This window comes from Pseudomonas sp. S30_BP2TU TE3576, assembly GCF_050436025.1.
GTDB lineage: Bacteria > Pseudomonadota > Gammaproteobacteria > Pseudomonadales > Pseudomonadaceae > Aquipseudomonas.
This window is the reverse complement of sequence record NZ_JBNDLK010000001.1, coordinates 3,681,934-3,702,445: the sequence shown is the minus strand read 5'-3', so window position 1 is coordinate 3,702,445 and position 20,512 is coordinate 3,681,934. Positions and strand designations below refer to the sequence as shown.

The 20,512-nt window shown below is 60.2% G+C and carries 18 protein-coding genes; 8 read left to right on the top strand and 10 right to left on the bottom strand.

What is annotated here, in order from left to right; translation table 11 throughout:
* Positions 1-76 precede the first annotated feature (76 nt).
* Positions 77-994 (top strand): IS110 family transposase, encoded by a 918-nt coding sequence (locus ABIA48_RS16845; RefSeq protein WP_429487394.1) that lies wholly within the window; start codon positions 77-79, stop codon positions 992-994.
* 150 nt (positions 995-1,144) lie between these two features.
* A complete protein-coding gene (gene yccS, locus ABIA48_RS16840; protein ID WP_429490086.1) occupies positions 1,145-3,328 on the top strand; it encodes a YccS family putative transporter in 2,184 nt (727 codons plus the stop codon).
* Between the two features lie 139 nt (positions 3,329-3,467).
* Here the strand turns inward: yccS and ABIA48_RS16835 are convergent, their stop codons facing one another.
* The gene (locus tag ABIA48_RS16835) at positions 3,468-4,205 is read right to left on the bottom strand and encodes a substrate-binding periplasmic protein (protein ID WP_429490084.1); all 738 of its coding nucleotides are present in this window, start codon (positions 4,203-4,205) and stop codon (positions 3,468-3,470) included.
* A gap of 256 nt (positions 4,206-4,461) precedes the next feature.
* On the opposite strand from ABIA48_RS16835, the gene ABIA48_RS16830 reads away from it, so the two are divergent.
* A complete protein-coding gene (locus ABIA48_RS16830; protein WP_007981614.1) occupies positions 4,462-4,914 on the top strand; it encodes a GNAT family N-acetyltransferase in 453 nt (150 codons plus the stop codon).
* A gap of 97 nt (positions 4,915-5,011) precedes the next feature.
* Here ABIA48_RS16830 and ABIA48_RS16825 read toward each other — a convergent pair whose 3' ends face one another.
* The 3 genes from ABIA48_RS16825 to ABIA48_RS16815 are packed head-to-tail and all read right to left on the bottom strand — an operon-like array spanning position 5,012 to position 8,003.
* A complete protein-coding gene (locus ABIA48_RS16825; RefSeq protein ID WP_007981616.1) occupies positions 5,012-5,308 on the bottom strand; it encodes a winged helix-turn-helix domain-containing protein in 297 nt (98 codons plus the stop codon).
* Between the two features lie 37 nt (positions 5,309-5,345).
* Positions 5,346-5,834, bottom strand: coding sequence for a YgjP-like metallopeptidase domain-containing protein (locus ABIA48_RS16820; protein WP_007981619.1), 489 nt, complete (start codon positions 5,832-5,834; stop codon positions 5,346-5,348).
* 45 nt (positions 5,835-5,879) lie between these two features.
* Entirely contained in the window at positions 5,880-8,003 is a 2,124-nt protein-coding gene (locus tag ABIA48_RS16815; protein WP_429490081.1) for a putative bifunctional diguanylate cyclase/phosphodiesterase, read from the bottom strand.
* A gap of 323 nt (positions 8,004-8,326) precedes the next feature.
* On the opposite strand from ABIA48_RS16815, the gene ABIA48_RS16810 reads away from it, so the two are divergent.
* The gene (locus ABIA48_RS16810; RefSeq protein WP_429490079.1) at positions 8,327-8,995 is read left to right on the top strand and encodes a polysaccharide lyase family 7 protein; all 669 of its coding nucleotides are present in this window, start codon (positions 8,327-8,329) and stop codon (positions 8,993-8,995) included.
* 194 nt (positions 8,996-9,189) lie between these two features.
* Here the strand turns inward: ABIA48_RS16810 and fba are convergent, their stop codons facing one another.
* The 6 genes from fba to tkt all read right to left on the bottom strand — a co-directional run bounded on the left by fba (position 9,190) and on the right by tkt (position 15,590).
* A complete protein-coding gene (fba, locus tag ABIA48_RS16805) occupies positions 9,190-10,254 on the bottom strand; it encodes a class II fructose-bisphosphate aldolase (RefSeq protein ID WP_007981624.1) in 1,065 nt (354 codons plus the stop codon).
* A 263-nt stretch (positions 10,255-10,517) separates the two neighbouring features.
* Positions 10,518-10,850: an MliC family protein gene (locus ABIA48_RS16800; protein WP_007981626.1), complete on the bottom strand. Its 333-nt coding sequence runs from the start codon at positions 10,848-10,850 to the stop codon at positions 10,518-10,520.
* Between the two features lie 56 nt (positions 10,851-10,906).
* Positions 10,907-11,128: a hypothetical protein gene (locus ABIA48_RS16795; protein ID WP_007975465.1), complete on the bottom strand. Its 222-nt coding sequence runs from the start codon at positions 11,126-11,128 to the stop codon at positions 10,907-10,909.
* 35 nt (positions 11,129-11,163) lie between these two features.
* The gene (locus ABIA48_RS16790) at positions 11,164-12,327 is read right to left on the bottom strand and encodes a phosphoglycerate kinase (protein WP_007981629.1); all 1,164 of its coding nucleotides are present in this window, start codon (positions 12,325-12,327) and stop codon (positions 11,164-11,166) included.
* Between the two features lie 26 nt (positions 12,328-12,353).
* A complete protein-coding gene (gene epd / locus ABIA48_RS16785; RefSeq protein ID WP_429490076.1) occupies positions 12,354-13,412 on the bottom strand; it encodes an erythrose-4-phosphate dehydrogenase in 1,059 nt (352 codons plus the stop codon).
* Between the two features lie 180 nt (positions 13,413-13,592).
* A complete protein-coding gene (gene tkt / locus ABIA48_RS16780) occupies positions 13,593-15,590 on the bottom strand; it encodes a transketolase (protein WP_007981634.1) in 1,998 nt (665 codons plus the stop codon).
* 273 nt (positions 15,591-15,863) lie between these two features.
* On the opposite strand from tkt, the gene ABIA48_RS16775 reads away from it, so the two are divergent.
* From ABIA48_RS16775 to ABIA48_RS16760, 4 genes are all read left to right on the top strand, one after another.
* A complete protein-coding gene (locus ABIA48_RS16775) occupies positions 15,864-16,859 on the top strand; it encodes an ArsR/SmtB family transcription factor (protein ID WP_108229591.1) in 996 nt (331 codons plus the stop codon).
* Between the two features lie 18 nt (positions 16,860-16,877).
* On the top strand, positions 16,878-18,068 hold the full coding sequence (gene metK / locus ABIA48_RS16770; RefSeq protein ID WP_429490073.1) for a methionine adenosyltransferase: 1,191 nt from the start codon (positions 16,878-16,880) through the stop codon (positions 18,066-18,068).
* Positions 18,069-18,321: 253 nt separating this feature from the next.
* The gene (gene ligB / locus ABIA48_RS16765; protein ID WP_429490071.1) at positions 18,322-20,001 is read left to right on the top strand and encodes an NAD-dependent DNA ligase LigB; all 1,680 of its coding nucleotides are present in this window, start codon (positions 18,322-18,324) and stop codon (positions 19,999-20,001) included.
* A gap of 96 nt (positions 20,002-20,097) precedes the next feature.
* A complete protein-coding gene (locus ABIA48_RS16760; RefSeq protein ID WP_429490069.1) occupies positions 20,098-20,493 on the top strand; it encodes a DUF1090 domain-containing protein in 396 nt (131 codons plus the stop codon).
* Positions 20,494-20,512 lie beyond the last annotated feature (19 nt).

Genomic DNA, 20,512 nt, shown 5'->3' with positions numbered 1-20,512 from the left:
TGGACGAGCGCCACTCGAATCACAAGCGTGGGCAAGGCCAGAGCACTCTCACTCCTGAGTGTAAGAGGGTTTTGCCATGATTTCCTGGGTCGGCATCGATATCTCCAAATCAAACCTGGTTGTATGGGTTCAACCTCAGGGTGAAGGTTTTGACCTTCCCAATACGTCAGAAGGCTTTGTTGAGCTGATTGAGCGCCTGAGCCAGTACGAGGTTGACCGGGTTCTGCTGGAGGCCACCGGTGGTTACGAATGCAAGGTCATGGCGGCACTGCAGGGCGCCGACTTCAAAGTGCTTAGAATCAATCCCCGCCGGGCCAGAGCCTTCGCCGTGGCCATGGGCAAGAATGCCAAGACCGATCCCATCGACGCGGCCGTGCTGGCGGACTTCGCTGAAGTGCTGCATGCATCCCGCGACAAGATCATTTCGCCGGAACGTGAAGCACTGCGCGAGTTGATCCAGTTGCGCGAGCAGTTTGTTCAGCAACGAGACGACAACAAGCGCCGGCTTCAGCAAGTTCAGTTACCCGCTGTTAGCGAGGCGATCAAAGGCCTTGTTCACTACCTGCAAGTGCAAATCAAGCAGCTCGATAAAACCATCCATCAGAGCATGCATGAGCTGGATGCCGAAAAAGCCGAACGACTCATTTCCGTTAAAGGCATCGGTACGGTGGCCACAGCCAGCTTGCTGGTTTACCTGCCCGAATTGGGCGCGCTTGATCGTCGTGAAGTGGCGGCCTTGGCGGGAATTGCGCCGTACAACGACGACAGCGGCAATCACAGCGGAAAACGTCAAATCTACGGAGGCAGAGCCCGCGTCAGACGTGCGCTTTACATGTCTTGCTGGGTCGTAATCCGTCATCAGCCAAACTTCAAGGCACGCTATGACGCTCTTCGGGAGCGAGGCAAGAGCGCGAAAGTTGCGCTCATCGCCTGCATGCGGATCCTACTTATCCGGCTGAATGCCATGTTGAGGGACGGCACCGAATGGCGGTGACGAGCGGCAGGGGGAAGACAGTTGCTCCCACATTTGTTATGCGTGAAGCTCAAAGGAACAAATTTTGCTGTCTGATGTGATCGGCGCCATTGCGTCGGCGTCATTAGTGGCTCAATTTAGCGTCATTGCCTCGGAAGGCCTTCGCATTTCATGTCATCGACTTCATTCCGCCAGTCTCTGCGTCGCCTCTGGGCGCTGGATAAATTCAGCTACAGCGTGCGGGTATTCATTGCCCTGACCGGCACCATGGCGCTGTGTTGGTATAAGGACGAAATGGGCCTGTTGATCCCATTGTTCCTGGGGATTATCGCCAGCGCCCTGGCCGAGACCGACGACAGCTGGCAGGGGCGCCTCAACGCGCTGGCCGTGACGCTGGTGTGTTTCGCGGTTGCCGCCCTGTCCGTCGAGCTGCTCTTCCCCTACCCCTCGCTGTTTATCATCGCCTTCGCCCTGGCCGCGTTCTGCCTGACCATGCTCGGCGCCCTCGGCGAGCGCTATGGCGCGATTGCCTCGGCGACGCTGATTCTGTCGGTCTACACCATGATCGGCGTGGACCAGCGTGGCGGTGCGGTCATCGATGTCTGGCACGAGCCGGTGCTGCTGGTGGCCGGTGCAGCCTGGTACGGCCTGCTCTCGGTGTTGTGGCAGGCGCTGTTTTCCAATCAGCCAGTGCAGCAGAGCCTGGCGCGGTTGTTCCGCGAGCTGGGCTTTTACCTGAAGCTGAAGTCCTCGCTGTTCGAGCCGATCCGGCAAATGGACGTGGAGGCGCGGCGCCTGGAACTGGCCCAGCAGAATGGCCGGGTGGTGGCGGCACTGAACGCCGCCAAGGAAATCATCCTGCACCGGGTCGGCAACGGTCGTCCGGGGTCGAAAGTCAGCCGCTACCTCAAGCTGTACTTCCTCGCCCAGGACATCCACGAACGCGCCAGCTCATCGCACTACCCTTACAACGCCCTGGCTGACGCCTTCTTCCACAGCGACGTGCTGTTCCGCTGCCAACGCCTGCTGCGCCAGCAAGGCAAAGCCTGCCGGGCCCTGGCCGAATCGATCCAGATGCGCCAGCCGTTCACCTATGACGCCGGTTTCGCCGAGGCCCTGAGTGATCTGGACGCCTCCCTCGAACACCTGCGCATCCAGAGCAACCCGGCCTGGCGCGGTTTGCTGCGTTCCTTGCGGGCACTGGCGGCCAACCTTGGCACCCTCGACCGCTTGCTCAGCGACGCCAGCAACCCTGACGCCCTGGCCGACGCTACCGACAGCAGCTTGCTTGACCGTTCGCCGCACAATCTCAAGGACGTGTGGCTGCGCTTGCGCACGCAGCTGACGCCGACCTCGCTGCTATTCCGCCATGCCCTGCGATTGCCCCTGGCGTTGAGTATCGGCTACGCCATGGTGCATTTGATCCACCCGTCCCAAGGTTACTGGATCATCCTCACCACACTGTTTGTCTGCCAGCCGAACTACGGCGCCACCCGACGCAAACTCGGTCAGCGAATCATTGGCACCGCCATCGGCCTGACCCTGGCCTGGGCGCTGTTCGACCTGTTCCCGAACCCGCTGATCCAGTCGTGCTTCGCCATTGCCGCCGGGGTGGTGTTCTTTACCAACCGCACCACCCGCTACACCCTGGCGACCGCGGCAATCACCCTGATGGTGCTGTTCTGCTTCAACCAGGTGGGTGACGGTTACGGATTATTCCTGCCACGGCTGTTCGATACCTTGCTCGGCAGCCTGATCGCCGGGCTCGCGGTGTTCCTGTTCCTGCCGGACTGGCAGGGGCGGCGCCTGAACAAAGTGCTGGCCAATACCCTGACTTGCAACAGCATTTACCTGCGCCAGATCATGCAGCAATACGCCGCGGGCAAAAGCGACGACCTGGCCTACCGACTGGCCCGCCGCAACGCGCACAACGCCGACGCGGCGCTGTCGACCACACTGGCCAACATGCTGATGGAGCCGGGACACTTTCGTAAGGAAGCGGATGTGGGCTTTCGCTTCCTGGTGCTGTCGCACACGCTGCTCAGTTACCTGTCGGGCCTGGGTGCGCACCGGGAAACCCGGCTACCGACAGATGTGCGCGGGCACTTGATCGAAGGGGCCGGGGTAAAACTGGCCGCCAGCATCGATGAAATCGCCCAAGGGCTGGCGAGCAAGTCTTCGATTGCGATTCAGAGCGATGAAGAAGAAGCACTGGCCAATGCACTGGAACAGATGCCCGATGAAATCGACGAAGGCCAGCGGCTGGTGCAGACGCAAATGGCGCTGATTTGTCGGCAGCTCGGGCCATTGCGGACGTTGGCGGCGCATTTGATCAAGGATACGAGTAAGGATTGAGATCTGTGTTGTCTGAGCGGGCCTCATCGCGAGCAAGCTCGCTCCCACACTGGATTTACGTCGCTCACAGACCCCCTGTGGGAGCGGGCTTGCCCGCGAAGAGGCCGGCAAAAACAACATAGATTCTGGATCAGCCTACTCACATCCCATGCTGCCTCATCAACTTGTTATAACTGCCGTCCGCCTTCATCGCCGCGATCTCGCGGTCGAAACCGGCGACGATCTGCTCATGCTGCGGATTCTTCAGGCTGACCAGAATGTGCAGGCTGTTCTCGCTTAATGGCTTGGGCAGGAATTCCACGGCATTACGTACCTTGGGTGACTCGCGGGCCAGGTAGTAGCGGGCGACGTATTCGTCTTCCAGAGTGAGTTTGACCCGATCGGCCGCGAGCATGCGCACTGCCATGGCGAAACTGTGCACGGGGATTTTCTGCAACGAGTCGTCGTTGTCGAACGCGGGCGAATAAGCGTAGCCACGCACGATGGCAATTGGATAAGTGTGCAATTGCTGCAGGCTATTGAACTCGATGGGCACGTCTTTGCGCTTGAGGAAACGCACGCGATTGAGCAGGTACTCAGCGGAAAACTGCCCAAGCCTGGTCCGTTCGTCGGTGTACCAGGCGTTGACCAGCACGTCGTATCGGCCCTCGCCCAATCCCATCAAGGCCCGTGCCCAGGGCACCTGCTCGAACTCACTGGCATAACCGGCCCTGGCAAGTGCGGTACTGACAATATCCGTGGCCAAGCCACCGTTGACGAGCGTGGCTTCGGTAAAGGGTGGCCAGGCATCCGCGACCAACCGCAGTTTTTCTGCCGCCGCTCCCTGAACCAGCAACAGCAATCCAATCAAAGCAAAAGCTCGATGCAATCGCGGCATGCTAGAGAATCCTTAGCGGGCAGGTTGCCCGACGTGTTTCAGCCAAAACTCCAAGGCCCCGTACCGGCATGACCCGGGTACTAAACATCTGCTCATCGAAGCAACAGCACAGCGCTTCGATCCAGATTACACAAAGAAGGTATCTGCGCGAGAAATGAATGATGGCATTTTGGCCTATGTCACAGATTCTTCCGCCATAAAGACTTCTGGCGTGAGTGCGCTTAGTATCGGAACGACGTTTTCAGGGAATCAAAACATGACAGTCGATTGGATCTGCAAACACCACAGCGACCTGGGCAAGGAGCAGTTGTACGCCATTTTGCAGCTGCGCGCAGAAGTGTTCGTCGTCGAGCAGCAATGCGCTTATCAAGACGTGGATGGCCAGGACCTGGAAGGTGACACCTGTCACTTGATGGCCTGGGACGGTAATCAACTGATGGCCTATCTGCGGCTGCTCGACCCGGAACTGCAAGGCGGGGACGTAGTAATCGGTCGGGTGATCATTGCTCCACACGCACGAGGCGCCGGGCTTGGACATGAGTTGATGGACCAGGCGTTGAAGCAGATTGAAGAACGCTGGCCGGAAACGCCGATCTACCTCTCAGCCCAGACACATTTGCAGGGGTATTACGGGCGGTACGGGTTTGTCGTGACGGGTGAGGAGTTTGTCGAGGATGGCATTCCACACATTGGCATGCGTCGTCCTTAAGGGACTCTTCGCGAGCAAGCCCGCTCCCACACTGGAATGCGGTCCCCTGTGGGAGCGGGCTTGCTCGCGAAGGCGTCAGTCAAACCACTGAAAGATTTCAGGGGTACTCCAGCACCGCCTTGATCTGCCGCAGATTACGCTCGATCCACACCCGATCAATCGCTCCCCACTCGCGAATCCGATAGCGCCCCGCGTGGTTGCGCGCGCCCTCTTCCTGCTCGAATTCACAGACGATATCCAGATCCGCCAACGCCGCGATGGTGTCCTGCGCCGTACGTCGGGGCATGCCGGTCACTTCGGTGAGCGCCGGGACGCTGCTGGCCAGCCCGCTGTCGATCAGGTACGCCACGTACAACCGGCGATAGAAGCTGCTCTTGGTCTTGCTCACGTCCATCCAATGCTCCTTAAAAGATCGCAGCCTGCGGCAGCTCCTACAGATCCCGCCACGTCAGGTACACCCGTACATCAAATTCCACCTGGTGATAACCGGGCAGCATGTGCTCGCACAGTTTGTAGAATGCCTTGTTGTGGTCCGATTCCTTGAAGTGCGCCAGCTCATGCACCACGATCATTTTCAGGAACTCGCAAGGCGCTTCCTTGAACAGCGAAGCGATGCGGATTTCCTTCTTGGCCTTGAGCTTGCCACCCTGCACCCGGGAAATCGTGGTGTGCAGGCCGAGTGCGCGGTGAGTCAGGTCCAGCCGATTGTCGAACAGCACCTTGTCGATGGCCGGAGCATTACGCAGGTATTCCTGCTTGAGGTCCAGGGCATAGGTGTATAGCGCCTTGTCGCTCTGCACCCCGTGTTTTTCCGGGTAACGCTGGCTCAGGTAGTCGCCCAGCCGACCGTCGGCGATCAGCTGGCGCACCTGATCCTGCAAGGTAGCGGGATAGGCCTGGAGATATTTCAACACGGTCATCGGGGCGGCAATACACGTCACTAAAAGGTCGCCAGTGTAGCGAATTCAGCGGGGCAGCGCGCTCCAGTCAAACGGCTGGACAAAGACCCCGGTGTCTTCGGCCATCATCGGCCGGGCCACCAGAAAACCTTGCACATACTTACAGTCGTTGGCTTGCAGCCATTCATACTGCGCGACCGTTTCCACCCCTTCGGCAATCACCAGCATCCCGAACTGCTTGCACAGGTCGATCACGCTGCGCACCAGCGCCGCATCCCGTAGCGATTCCGGTAACCGTGCAATCAGATGGCGATCGATCTTGAGGGTGTCCAGCTCCAGGTCACGCAAGTGCGACAGGGAGCACGGTCCGGCCCCGAAGTCATCCAGTGCCACCCGTACACCCAGATTGTGCAGCAGGCGCAATTGCTTGCGGGTTTCTTCGGGGTTGTGCATCAAGGCCTCTTCCGTGACCTCGACTTCCAGATGACGCGGCTGCAGGCCATGGCGCTCCAGTACCTGGCGCAACTCGGTGACCAGGTTGGGCATGCCGAACTGCGTACGGCTCAAACTGACGCCCAGCACCAGGTCCTCGGTAAACAGGGACTCCCAGGCTTTGCGTTGCCCGGCGCTGCGATGGTAGATCCAGCTGCCCAGACGACTGATCAGCCGCGCCTCCTCCAGCAATGGCAAAAACAGCCCCGGGGGTACATCGCCAACGCTCGGATGCTGCCAGCGCAACAAGGCCTCGAAGCCACGAATCCGCCCGTCCGCAATCGCCACCTGAGGCTGATACACCAGATTGAAATCGCGGTTCTCGATGGCCGTACGCACACTTTCTTCGAGCATCAGCCGCGAGCGCGCCCGGCCGTTCATTTCGTGATCGTAGAAGCGATATTGCTGACGGCCGGCACGCTTGGCTTCGTACATGGCGATGTCGGCCGCCCGCAGCATCCCGTCGAGATTGGCGCCGCAATCAGGGAACGTGGCGATGCCGATGCTGGCACCCAGAGCGATATCGAGGCCGTCGATCTGCTGACAGATCGACACCCGCTCGATGAGTTTCTCGGCAATCTTCGCCGCCTGCTCGGGGAACTCCAGATCCAGCAGCGCGGTGAATTCGTCGCCGCCCATCCGCGCCAGAATATCGAAGGGCCGCAAACAGGCCTTCAACTGCTCGGAGACCCAGCGCAGCACCCGATCGCCGGCATCATGCCCGAGCGAATCATTGACTCGCTTGAAGCCGTCGAGGTCCAGATACATCAAGACCCAGGAACTGTCGGAACGCTCACCGCGCAATAGCAGGTTCTCTACGGTCTGGTAGAAACCCCGGCGGTTGAGCAGTCCGGTCAGCGGATCGGTGACTGCCTGAAACTCCAGTTGCTGATGCAGATGGCGCACCACCGACATGTCCAGCACGGTCACGACCATCGCATGTTGCTCGGCAGGCAATGGCGCGCAGGACAAAGCCACCGGCACCTGCTGGCCGGGCGCCGTACGTAGCAGAGCATCGTGCAGGCGCAGGGTTTCGCCGCGTTTGTATCCGGCCAGCAACTCGGAATCGGCCCAGATCGGGATATGCGGTTTTTGCAGGTAGTCCAAAAACTCCTTGCCTTGCAGTTCCTGCACCGTGGCATTGAGCAACCGCGACATCGCCGGGTTGGCAAAACGGATCAGACCGTCCTCACCCAATACCAGAATGCCTTCGGCAGCGTTGTCCAGCACCGACGCATTAAAGGCACGAGCCGCTTCCAGATCATCACTCAGGCGCTGCAAGGCCCGGCGGTTACGCTGATGTTCGAGCAACGCCTGGACCTTGGGCGTGAAGACCTGCGGGTCGAACGGCTTGAACAGGTAATCCACCGCACCACTGGCATAGCCCTTGATCACGGCGTCCTGGGACTGTTCGTTGGCGGTCAGGAAAATGATCGGTGTGAGACGGGTTCGCTGGCTACCGCGCATCAGGCGCGCCACTTCATAACCGTCCATGCCCGGCATCTGCACGTCCAGCAGCACCAGGTCGATATCGTGTTCAAGCAACAAGCCGAGGGCCTCGAGACCCGAGGCGGCAGTAATGACCCGCCAGTCCTGGCGCTGCAACAACGCGCGCATGCTGATCAGGTTTTCAGGGTAATCGTCGACGACTAAAAGGGTTGAGCCGCCTTCTACTGGCGTGGGTTGCGCGCATTCCATGCTGCTTCTCTAATTGCGGGGCGTCAGACCGGTTTCTCGTGAAAACCGGACAAATACTGTGCATCCACTCTAGACCCGGTTCTGCAAAAGCAGAAGGTGTCAGTGAGCCATCATTTAATCATAGTGTCTTTTTGCCGACTAACGGTCGATGGTTCAGGCCGATGAAAACCGGGAAAGCTGGCCTTTCGACAGGTTGTTGACGTCAACCACCCGTCAGACAAACGTTAACAAAATATCCCGCTACGCTTATAAAGGCCGCCCAAAAGGCGCGACCTAGAGCTTCTGGCACGCCCGTGCAGCATGAATCGAATGGAAGAACCGACATGATCGATCTCGCAACCTGGAACCTCAGCGTCCCCGTCGGCAGCCCGCCGTACACCGTCGAAACTTCCAAACTGGTGAATGGTTTCAAGGATCAATACTTCCATTCCGACACTGGCACCTTGTTTTTCTGGACGCCCGTTACGGGCTCCCGTACCGAAAACGCGATTTATCCGCGCACCGAATTACGTGAAACCTACAGCAACGGCACATTGCACAACTGGTATTACCCGGATGCCGACAATTTGTTGCATGCCACTTTGGCAGTGAACCAGGTGCCGAGCTCCGGGAAAATCGTCATCGGCCAGATCCATGCCTATCAAAGCCAGAAACCTTTGGTGAAGGTCGAATACCAATACAAAACCAGTACAGCCACCGGCAATATCGTCGCCAAGGTCCGGATGCATCCCGATGACGATGTGGCCCGGGTGATCGTCGTGGCGACCGGGGTGAAGCTCGACCAGGAGTTCAACTATCTCATTCACCTCAGCCCCGGTGGCGCCTTGGGCATCAGCGCGGCGGGTTATCAATGGGATACGCAAATCAGCACAACCTGGCGCGACAAACCGCTGTACTTCAAGGCCGGGGTGTATGTGCAGGACAACACCGGGTACACCACTGAAGGCGGGAAAGTGACCTTCAGCAAGCTGGATATCGATCACAATCTATGATGTCGAGGCACCGTTGACCCTGTGGTAGCGGGCTTGCTCGCGAAGGCGTAATGTCAGGCGACATTAATGTTGAATGACACAGCGCTTTCGCGAGCAAGCCCGCTCCCACGCTGACCGCGTCGACCATGGATCATCGCCCACAAAAAAACCCGCCTTTCGGCGGGTTTTTTATTGATGAAGCTTAACGCCCGGTCTTAGTTGACCTTGGCGTTCAACTCACCTTTCAGGTAACGCTGATACATGCCTTCCAGCGAGATCGCCTTGATCTTCGAAGCGTTGCCGGCAGTACCGAAGGCTTCGTAGCGAGCGATGCATACGTCGCGCATGGCGGTGACGGTAGCGCCGAAGAATTTACGTGGGTCGAACTCGCTCGGGTTGGTGGCCATCAGACGGCGCATGGCACCAGTGGATGCCAGACGCAGGTCGGTGTCGATGTTGACCTTGCGCACGCCGTGCTTGATGCCTTCGACGATTTCTTCAACCGGTACGCCGTAGGTTTCCTTGATGTCGCCGCCGTACTGGTTGATGATCGCCAGCCATTCTTGCGGAACCGAAGACGAACCGTGCATCACAAGGTGAGTGTTCGGAATGCGCTTGTGGATTTCCTTGATGCGGTCGATGGCCAGCACGTCGCCGGTAGGTGGCTTGGTGAACTTGTAGGCGCCGTGGCTGGTGCCGATGGCGATGGCCAGGGCATCCACCTGAGTGCGTTTTACGAAGTCAGCGGCTTCTTCCGGGTCGGTCAGCATCTGGCTGTGGTCCAGAACGCCTTCGGCGCCGATACCGTCTTCTTCACCGGCCATGCCGGTTTCCAGCGAACCCAGGCAACCCAGCTCGCCTTCTACCGAAACGCCGCAGGCGTGAGCCATGGCCACGGTCTGTTGGGTGACGCGCACGTTGTAGTCGTAATCGGTCGGGGTCTTGCCGTCTTCGCCCAGGGAACCGTCCATCATCACCGAGCTGAAGCCCAGCTGGATGGAGCGCTGGCAGACGTCAGGGCTGGTGCCGTGGTCCTGGTGCATGCACACCGGGATGTGCGGGAATTCTTCGATGGCTGCCAGGATCAGGTGACGCAGGAACGGTGCGCCGGCGTATTTGCGAGCACCGGCCGAAGCCTGGACGATCACCGGGGAGTCAGTCTTGTCAGCGGCTTCCATGATGGCGCGCATCTGCTCAAGGTTGTTGACGTTGAAGGCTGGAACGCCGTAGCCGAACTCGGCTGCGTGGTCCAACATCTGGCGCATGCTGATAAGTGCCATTGTGTATATCTCTCCCGGTTGAGGGTCGTTAATCGTGCCAGCCTGCCGTAGCGGCGGCGGCTATTCAAGTTATTGCAGATCGGGGGTTGGCCCGGCCTGCGGATTCGGGTGTCGCCTAAATCTCAACAACTGCACAGAACCCTTGTGGGAGCGGGCTTGCTCGCGAATGCGGCTCAACATTCAACATCTATGCAAGCTGATCCACCGCTTTCGCGGGCAAGCCCGCTCCCACATTTGGATCTCTGTACGTCAAATCAATCGTGTTACTCGGCCTTGCAGCCGCGGCCGATCAAATCATTGGTGGCGACCCAGTAAACCAGGCCTTCCTCACCTTTTATGTGAAACGCCAGCATGTCATTGCTGTACAGCGAACCCGATGCACCCGGTTCCTGCTTCAAGCGGTAGACCTGATCGGCACCGCCCAGGCGCACGTCGACTTCTTTGCGGCTGTCGTCGGTGTAGCGCCACAGTACTTTGGCCTGGCTGTCGCAGGTCCAGGTGGTCCAGTTATCTGCAGGTGCCGACGACTGGAACAGGTTCAACTGAGCACAACCGGCCAACAGCGCCAGCGCCGTGACGGCGATAAAACCTTTCATCCGTGTCCCTCGACTGGCGGCGCACGCTGCCAGCCCTGAGTAATGAGTCTGACCCGTCAAGGGCAGCCATGTTCCTTGGCGGGCGTCCGGGTCTCGTATTTGTCCAGGCCTTCCGGCCCGGAACGCTTGTTGAGCACCGGGTTGGTTTCGGCCTGCCAGTCAGCCTGGTAGCAGCCTTTGTCCGACTCGGACGGCGCCGGCTCCGCAGTGGCCTTCGGATTACTCCCGCAAGCCACCAGCGAACCGGCGACGATCAACAGCGCTAACGTCTTGACCATTTCAACACTCCCTTGCCTGGTCAAACGGGCGACCCTCAGGCCTTGGCCCGGCTTTCCAGGACTTCAACGGCGGGCAGAACCTTGCCCTCGACGAATTCGAGGAACGCGCCGCCACCGGTAGAAATGTAGGAGATCTGCTCGGCCACGCCATATTTGTCGATGGCGGCCAGGGTGTCGCCACCGCCGGCAATGGAGAACGCCGCGCTATCAGCGATAGCCTGGGCCAGCACTTTGGTGCCATTGCCGAACTGGTCGAACTCGAACACACCGACCGGACCATTCCACAGGATGGTCCTGGACGACTTCAGCAGCTCGGCGAAATTCGCCGCGGTCTGCGGGCCGATGTCCAGGATCATGTCGTCGGCAGCGACGTCAGCGATCAGCTTGACGGTCGCAGCGGCGCTTTCAGCGAATTCCTTGGCAACCACCACGTCCACTGGCAGCGGCACGCTGACTTTGGCGGCGATGGCGCGAGCGGTGTCGAGCAGGTCCGGTTCGTACAGCGACTTGCCGACCGGGTGACCGGCAGCGGCCAGGAAGGTGTTGGCGATGCCGCCGCCGACGATCAACTGATCGCAGATCTGGCTCAGGCTGTTCAGTACGTCGAGCTTGGTCGACACCTTGGAACCTGCAACGATGGCAGCCATTGGCTGTGCTGGAGCGCCCAGGGCCTTGCCCAGCGCATCCAGCTCGGCCGCCAGCAGCGGGCCGGCAGCAGCGACTTTGGCGAACTTGGCCACGCCGTGGGTCGAACCCTCGGCACGGTGAGCGGTGCCGAAGGCGTCCATTACGAACACGTCGCACAGGGCGGCGTATTGCCGGGCCAGTTCGTCGGCGTTCTTTTTCTCGCCTTTATTGAAGCGCACGTTTTCGAACAGCACGATGTCGCCGGCCTTGACGTCGACGCCGCCCAGGTAATCAGCCACCAGCGGCACTTCACGGCCCAGGGCACGGCTCAAGTAGTCGGCAACTGGCTTGAGGCTGTTCTCGGCCGAGAATTCACCCTCGGTCGGACGGCCAAGGTGCGAGCAGACCATCACGGCCGCGCCTTTTTCCAGGGCCAGCTTGATGGTCGGCAGCGAGGCCAGGATACGCGCATCGCTGGTGACAACACCGTCCTTGACTGGGACGTTGAGGTCTTCGCGAATCAGTACGCGCTTACCTTGCAGATCGAGGTCGGACATCTTCAACACGGTCATGGGTCGCATTTCCTGGAGTTTCTGTTTTAGAGAGCAGTTTTTTTTGAAGCCGCTGTTTGCAGATAGTGTTCCGCAACATCCAGCATTCGGTTGGCAAAACCCCATTCGTTGTCGAACCAGGCCAGGATGTTCACCAGCCGTGGGCCGGAAACTCGGGTCTGACTGGCATCGACGATCGCCGAATGTGGGTCATGGTTGAAATCACAGCTTGCGTGGGGTAGCTCGGTGTAGGCCAAAAGGCCTTTGAGCGGGCCGCTGGTGGCGGCTTCGCGCAAAATCCGGTTGACCTCGGTGGCGTCGGTCGCGGTGGCGGTCTGCATCGTGATATCGAGGCAGGACACGTTGACCGTCGGCACCCGCACGGCTTTGGCCTGAATTCGGCCGGCAAGTTCCGGCAACAGGCGTTCGATACCACGCGCCAGACCGGTGGACACCGGAATCACCGACTGGAACGCCGAACGGGTGCGGCGCAGGTCTTCGTGGTGATAGGCATCGATGACCGGCTGATCGTTCATCGCCGAGTGAATGGTGGTGATCGACACGTAATCCAGGCCAATGGCCTGATTCAACAGGCGCAACAGCGGCACGCCGCAGTTGGTGGTGCAGGACGCGTTGGACACCAGCAGTTCGTCGCCGGTCAGGCAATCCTGGTTCACGCCGTAGACGATGGTCGCGTCAACGTCCGTCTCGCTGGCCATCGGCTGGGAAAACAGCACACGCGGCGCACCGGCGTCGAGGAAACGCTGGCCGTCTTCGCGGGTGTGATAAGCGCCGGAGCACTCCAGCACCAGATCGACGCCCAGGGACGCCCAATCGATGCCTTCGGGGGTGGCACTGCGCAGGACCTTCACGCAGTCGCCATTGATATGCAGACAATCGCCGTCGACCTTCACCTCGCCGGGAAAACGCCCGTGGGTGGAGTCGAAGCGTGTCAGGTATTCGATACTGGCCATGTCGGCCAGATCGTTGATCGCGACAATCTCGAACCCGGCCTTGTCGCCTCGCTCGAACAACGCACGCAAGACGCAACGACCAATCCGGCCGTAGCCGTTGAGTGCAACTTTGTAGGGACGCGGTTGAGGCATGGGGTTCTCGATTACCGTGGTGAATCAATCAGTGCGATGGCGTCTGGGCTATCGCTTTCGCGAGCAAGCCCGCTCCCACATTGGGTCAGAGTTGTGAACACTGCCTGTGTCACACAACAAATCCCCTGTGGGAGCGGGCTTGCTCGCGAAGACGTCAGTCCAGACGACATCTTTTCTGGATCAGTCTTCCAGCAGCTCTTCAGCCTGCCCCAGAATGTTTTCCAGGGTGAAGCCGAACTCTTCGAACAAGGCCGACGCAGGCGCCGACTCGCCGTAGGTGGTCATGCCGATCACGCGACCTTCCAGGCCCACGTACTTGTACCAGTAGTCGGCGTGGGAAGCTTCGATGGCGATACGGGCGCTGACCTGCAACGGCAGGACCGATTGCTTGTAGCCGGCGTCCTGGGCATCGAACACGCTGGTGCACGGCATGGAAACCACGCGCACCTTGCGGCCCTGCTCGGTCAGCTTGTCGTAGGCCTGAACGGCCAGGCCCACTTCCGAACCGGTGGCGATCAGGATCAGCTCAGGCTCGCCCGCGCAGTCCTTCAACACGTAACCGCCACGCGCGATCTCTTCGATCTGAATCGCATTGCGGGTTTGGTGCTGCAGGTTCTGACGCGAGAAGATCAGGGCCGAAGGACCGTCCTTGCGCTCCAGCGCGTACTTCCAGCACACCGCCGATTCAACGGCGTCGGCTGGACGCCAGGTATCGAGGTTCGGCGTGCAGCGCAGGCTGGCCAGTTGCTCGATTGGCTGGTGAGTCGGGCCGTCTTCGCCCAGACCGATGGAGTCGTGGGTGTAGACATGAATCACGCGCTGCTTCATCAGGGCCGACATACGCACTGCGTTGCGTGCGTATTCCATGAACATCAGGAAGGTCGCGCCGTAAGGCACCAGGCCGCCGTGCAAAGCAACGCCGTTCATGATCGCGGTCATGCCGAACTCGCGCACGCCGTAGTACATGTAGTTGCCGCTGGCGTCTTCGGCGGTGACGCCCTTGCAACCTTTCCACAGGGTCAGGTTGGAACCGGCCAGGTCAGCCGAACCGCCGAGGAATTCAGGCAGCAGCGGGCCAAATGCGTTCAGGGCATTCTGGCTGGCTTTACGGCTGGCGATGGTTTCGCCCTTGGCGGCCACTTCAGCGATGTAGGCCGAGGCTTTTTCGCTGAAGTCAGCTGGCAGGTCACCGCTCAGGCGACGAATCAGTTCGTTGGCTTCAGTCGGGAACGCAGCGGAGTAGGCAGCGAAACGCTGGTCCCACTCGGCTTCCACAGCTTTACCTGCTTCCTTGGCGTCCCACTCGGCGTAGATGTCGGCCGGGATTTCGAACGGGCCGTGGTTCCACTTCAGCGCCGCACGGGTCAGGGCGATTTCCGCGTCACCCAGCGGGGCACCGTGGCAGTCTTCCTTGCCTTGCTTGTTCGGCGAACCGAAACCGATGGTGGTCTTGCAGCAGATCAGGGTTGGCTGTGCGCTTTTGCGCGCCGTGTCGATCGCCGTCTTGATTTCTTCCGGGTCATGACCGTCGACATTGCGGATCACTTGCCAGTTGTAGGACTCGAAACGCTTCGGCGTGTCGTCGGTGAACCAGCCTTCGACTTCGCCGTCGATGGAGATGCCGTTGTCATCGTAAAAGGCAATCAGCTTGCCCAGGCCCAGGGTGCCGGCCAGGGAAGCGACTTCGTGGGAAATGCCTTCCATCATGCAGCCATCACCCAGGAACACGTAGGTGTGGTGATCGACGATGTTGTGGCCAGGACGGTTGAACTGCGCCGCCATGACTTTTTCCGCCAGGGCAAAACCGACAGCGTTGGCCAGGCCCTGGCCCAGTGGGCCGGTGGTGGTTTCAACGCCAGGGGTGTAGCCGAGCTCCGGGTGACCCGGGGTACGGCTGTGCAGTTGGCGGAATTGTTTCAGGTCGTCGATCGACAGGTCGTAGCCGGTCAGGTGCAGCAGCGAGTAGATCAACATCGAACCGTGGCCGTTGGACAGCACGAAGCGGTCACGGTCGGCGAACGATGGATTGCTCGGGTTGTGCTTCAGGTAGTCGCGCCAAAGTACTTCGGCGATATCCGCCATACCCATAGGGGCACCGGGATGGCCGCTGTTGGCTTTTTGCACGGCATCCATGCTGAGGGCACGAATGGCGTTGGCACGCTCACGACGGCTAGGCATCGCTGATCTCCTGCGGATATTGAATCGAGAGTGAATAAAACGAAACGGAAAAAAGGCGAGCATTTTCCCTCACCGGGCCGCCTCGGGGCAATGACAGATAGTCATCTGGAGGCGTTTTTCCAATGGATAACGACGGTTTCTACTGATGAAACCTTTCCGCTGTTCGTTTGTTGACTGAAGCTAACGTTAAGAAGTGCCATCCATCGAGCAATATCAAAACTTTTTGATATTGCTCTTGCGATGCCTTCGACCCGTGACTAGACTGCCGGCCCTATGAACTTACGCGTGCCCTCCATTCAACATGACGATTGCGATGAGCTGGCGGCCTTATGCAAGGCTGGCGGCGATCCCCTGCGGTTGAATGTTTTGCGCGCATTGGCCAACGATTCGTTCGGTGTGCTGGAACTGGCGCAGATCTTCGGCATCGGCCAGTCAGGCATGAGCCACCACCTCAAGGTTCTGGCCCAGGCCGGCCTGGTGGCAACGCGCCGCGAAGGCAATGCGATTTTCTACCGTCGCGCCCTGCCCCACACCGAGTTGCTGGGCGGCAAACTGCACGCAGCGCTGCTCGAAGAAGTGGACAACCTGAAGCTGCCGGCCGATGTGCAGGCGCGCATCGCCCAGGTCCATGGGCAACGTGCGGCGGCCAGCCAGGACTTTTTCTCACGGGTTGCGGAGAAGTTTCGCGCCCAGCAAGACTTGATTGCCGGCCTGCCGCAATATCGCGAAAGCGTGGTGGCCCTGCTCGACAAGCTGAGCTTCGACAAAGACGCCACAGCCATTGAAGTCGGCCCCGGCGATGGCGCATTCCTGCCGGAACTGGCGCGCCGCTTCTCGCAAGTCACGGCGCTGGACAACAGCACCGCGATGCTCGAACTGGCGCGCCAGGTCTGCGAACGCGACAAGCTGACTAACGTTAGCCTGCAACTGGCCGATGCATTGAATGGCGTCAGCCTCAAGGCCGATTGCGTGGTACTGAACATGGTGCTGCACCATTTTGCCGCGCCGGCCGATGCGCTCAAGCACATGGCCCGCTTGCTGCAACCAGGCGGTAGCCTGTTAGTGACAGAGTTATGTAGCCACAACCAGAGTTGGGCCAAGGAGGCCTGCGGTGATCTCTGGCTGGGGTTTGAACAGGACGATTTGGCCCGTTGGGCCACCGCTGCGGGACTCGCTCCCGGGGAAAGCCTCTATGTAGGCTTACGCAATGGTTTCCAGATCCAGGTCCGCCATTTTCAGCGACCGGCTGGCGACACTCACCATCGGTAATTTCAGGAAAACATCGAGATGAGCGAATACTCCCTTTTCACCTCCGAGTCCGTGTCTGAAGGGCATCCGGACAAAATCGCCGACCAGATTTCTGATGCGGTGCTGGACGCCATCATTGCTGAAGACAAGTTCGCCCGTGTGGCGTGCGAGACTCTGGTGAAAACGGGCGTGGCAATCATCGCCGGCGAAGTCACCACCTCGGCCTGGGTTGACCTGGAGCAGATCGTTCGTGACGTGATCACCGACATCGGCTACACCAGCTCCAACGTCGGCTTCGACGGTGCGACCTGCGGCGTGATGAACATCATCGGCAAGCAGTCCCCTGACATCAACCAGGGTGTTGACCGTGCCAAGCCTGAAGATCAGGGCGCCGGCGACCAGGGCCTGATGTTCGGCTACGCCAGCAACGAAACCGACGTGCTGATGCCAGCGCCGATCACCTTCTCGCACCAACTGGTGCAGCGTCAGGCCGAAGCCCGTAAATCCGGTCTGCTGCCTTGGCTGCGCCCGGATGCCAAGTCGCAGGTCACCTGCCGCTACGAAAACGGCAAGGTTGTCGGTATCGACGCCGTTGTTCTGTCGACTCAGCACAACCCGGAAGTGTCGTACAACGACCTGCGCGAAGGCGTGATGGAACTGATCGTCAAGCACGTGCTGCCTGCCGAACTGCTGAGCAAGGACACCCAGTTCCACATCAACCCGACCGGCCAGTTCATCATTGGTGGCCCGGTGGGCGACTGTGGCCTGACCGGCCGCAAGATCATCGTCGACAGCTACGGCGGCATGGCCCGTCACGGCGGTGGCGCGTTCTCCGGTAAAGATCCATCGAAGGTTGACCGTTCGGCCGCCTACGCCGGTCGTTACGTGGCCAAGAACATCGTGGCTGCCGGCCTGGCCGATCGCTGCGAGATCCAGGTTTCCTACGCCATCGGCGTTGCCCAACCGACTTCGATCTCGCTGAACACCTTCGGCACCGGCAAGATCAGCGATGACAAGATCGTCAAACTGGTCCGCGAAGTGTTCGACCTGCGCCCATACGCGATCACCACCATGCTCGACCTGCTGCACCCGATGTACCGCGAGACCGCGGCGTACGGCCACTTCGGTCGCACCCCGGCAACCAAGACTGTTGGCGAAGACACCTTCACCACCTTCACCTGGGAAAAAACCGACCGCGCCGACGCTCTGCGTTCTGCTGCCGGCCTGTAAGACTTCCCCGCAACACCCGAAGCCCCGCACGGTTCGCGCCTTGCGGGGCTTTTTATTGGGATTCGCTCTACACCGCATCGCGGCCTTCGCGAGCAAGCCCGCTCCCACAGGGGAATGCGTTCCAAATGTGGGAGCGGGCTTGCTCGCGAAGAGGCCAGCACAGCCACCGGAAATACCCGGCAAAACACCCCCTCGCTGCACCGACAGATACTGACCTAGCCTTCAAGCACCTCACCGAGCAAGGACGCTCAAGATGCTTCCCGACCTGCGCCTGTTTTTCGCCGCCTTACTGACCCTTGCCTGCCTGAATGCCAGTGCCACCGAGTGCCCGGACTGGCCATCCGAACGCGCTCTGAACGAAGTCGGCACACTGCAACAGCAGATCGACTTATGGGACGACAGCTATCACCGCCAGGGACATTCACTGGTCGCCGATGAACTCTACGACCAGTCCCGCGCGCGACTCACCCAATGGCGCCACTGCTTCAACCTGAGCCCGTCCGCAGCCCCCTTGCGCACTGCACGCGGCACGTTGTCTCACCCCATCGCCCACACCGGCCTGGACAAACTGCATGATCGGCCCGCCGTCGAAAAATGGCTGCACGACCGGGTGGACGTCTGGGCCCAGCCTAAAATCGACGGCGTGGCGGTGACCCTGGTTTACCGTAACGGTCTGCTGGCCCAGGCAATCAGCCGTGGTGACGGCGAGAGCGGTCAGGACTGGACGGTTCCGGCACGGCAGATTCCGGCCATCCCGCAACGGCTATCGCAGCCCCGGGACCTGCTCGTACAGGGCGAACTGTATTGGCGCCTGAGCGATCATGTGCAAGCCCGGGCCGGCAGCCTCAACGCTCGCGCCACGGTGGCCGGCATGATGGCGCGCAAGGTCTTGAGCGCCGAACAGGCCGCCGGCATCGATCTGTTTGTCTGGGATTGGCCACAAGGCCCGGCAAGCTTGCCCACCCGCGTCGAGACACTGACTGCGCTGGGTTTCCCGAGCACCACGACATACAGCCAGCCAATCGGCACCATCGTCGACGCCGAACGCTGGCGTGAACACTGGTATCGCTCACCCCTGCCCTTTGCCAGCGATGGCATCGTCCTGCGCCAGACCCGGCGCCCAGCCGCCGAACGCTGGCAGGCCAAGTCACCCTACTGGGCCATCGCCTGGAAATACCCCTTTGCCCAGGCACTGGCCGAAGTCCGCCAGGTTCACTTCAGGATCGGCCGGACCGGGCGGATCACTCCGGTACTTGAGCTGACCCCGGTGATGCTCGATGACCGGCAGATCAAACGCGTCAGTGTCAGCTCCCTGCAACGCTGGCAGACGCTGGACATCCGTCCGGGTGATCAGGTCGCCATCAGCCTGGCCGGGCTGACTATTCCCAGGCTCGATAGCGTCGTATTACGCAGCAGCGAACGCGCCGAATTGAACGCGCCGCAGGCAGCAGACTTTCATGCGTTGAGTTGCTGGCAACCGACCCCGGGCTGCGAAAGCCAGTTTCTCGCGCGCCTGAGCTGGCTCAGCAGCAAACAGGGGCTGGCGCTGCCCAATGTGGGTCCGGGCACGTGGGAAAAGCTTCTTGCAACAGGTCGCCTGAACGGTCTGCTGGATTGGTTGACCCTCGATGCCCAAGAGCTTGCTACCATTGACGGTTTCGGCGAGCGCAGTGCCGCTCGCCTTGCAGACAGTTTCAACCTGGCCAGGCAACGCCCGTTCGCGCACTGGCTGAAAGCCTTGGGACTGCCGCCGACAGGTCAGGCACACCTCGGCGATGCATGGCAGGCACTGGCGCAGCGAGATATCGAACAATGGCAGGCTGAGGCCGGTATCGGGCCGGGACGCGCGGCGCAACTGAACGCTTTTTTCCGCAACCCGCAGGTCCTGGCCTTGAGTGAAGCGTTACGTGATGCTGGAATTGACGGCTTTTAGCTGCCTGCCCTGCGCCCACCGGGAACCCCACGGGACCGCTGGGCTCCAACAAGCCATTGCCACACCGGTCTGCTTGCCTTCTTACATGGAGCCTTTATGAAATTTCTTTCACCGCTCGCCCTGTTGACCCTTTGCAGCGTGCTGGCCACCCCGTTGATGGCAAACGAGGAAGCGCCGGGGCTGACCGGTTGCGCCGCCAAGAAGCAAGGCATCGTCAACCAGATCGAATTGGCCAAGGTCCACGGCAATGCCGACCAGCAGGCGGGCCTGGAAAAAGCCCTGAGCGAAGTCGAAGCGAACTGCACCGACGCCTCGCTGAAGAAAGAACGGGAAAACAAGGTGCTCGATGCCAAGCACGAAGTCAGCAAGCGTCAGGCGGACCTGGACAAGGCCATGAGCAAAGGCGACCCCGACAAGATCAACAAGCGCAAAGACAAACTCGCCGATGCCCGCAAGGAGTTGCAGGACGCCCTGGATGAGCTGGATAAATAATCACTGGCAACGAACATGG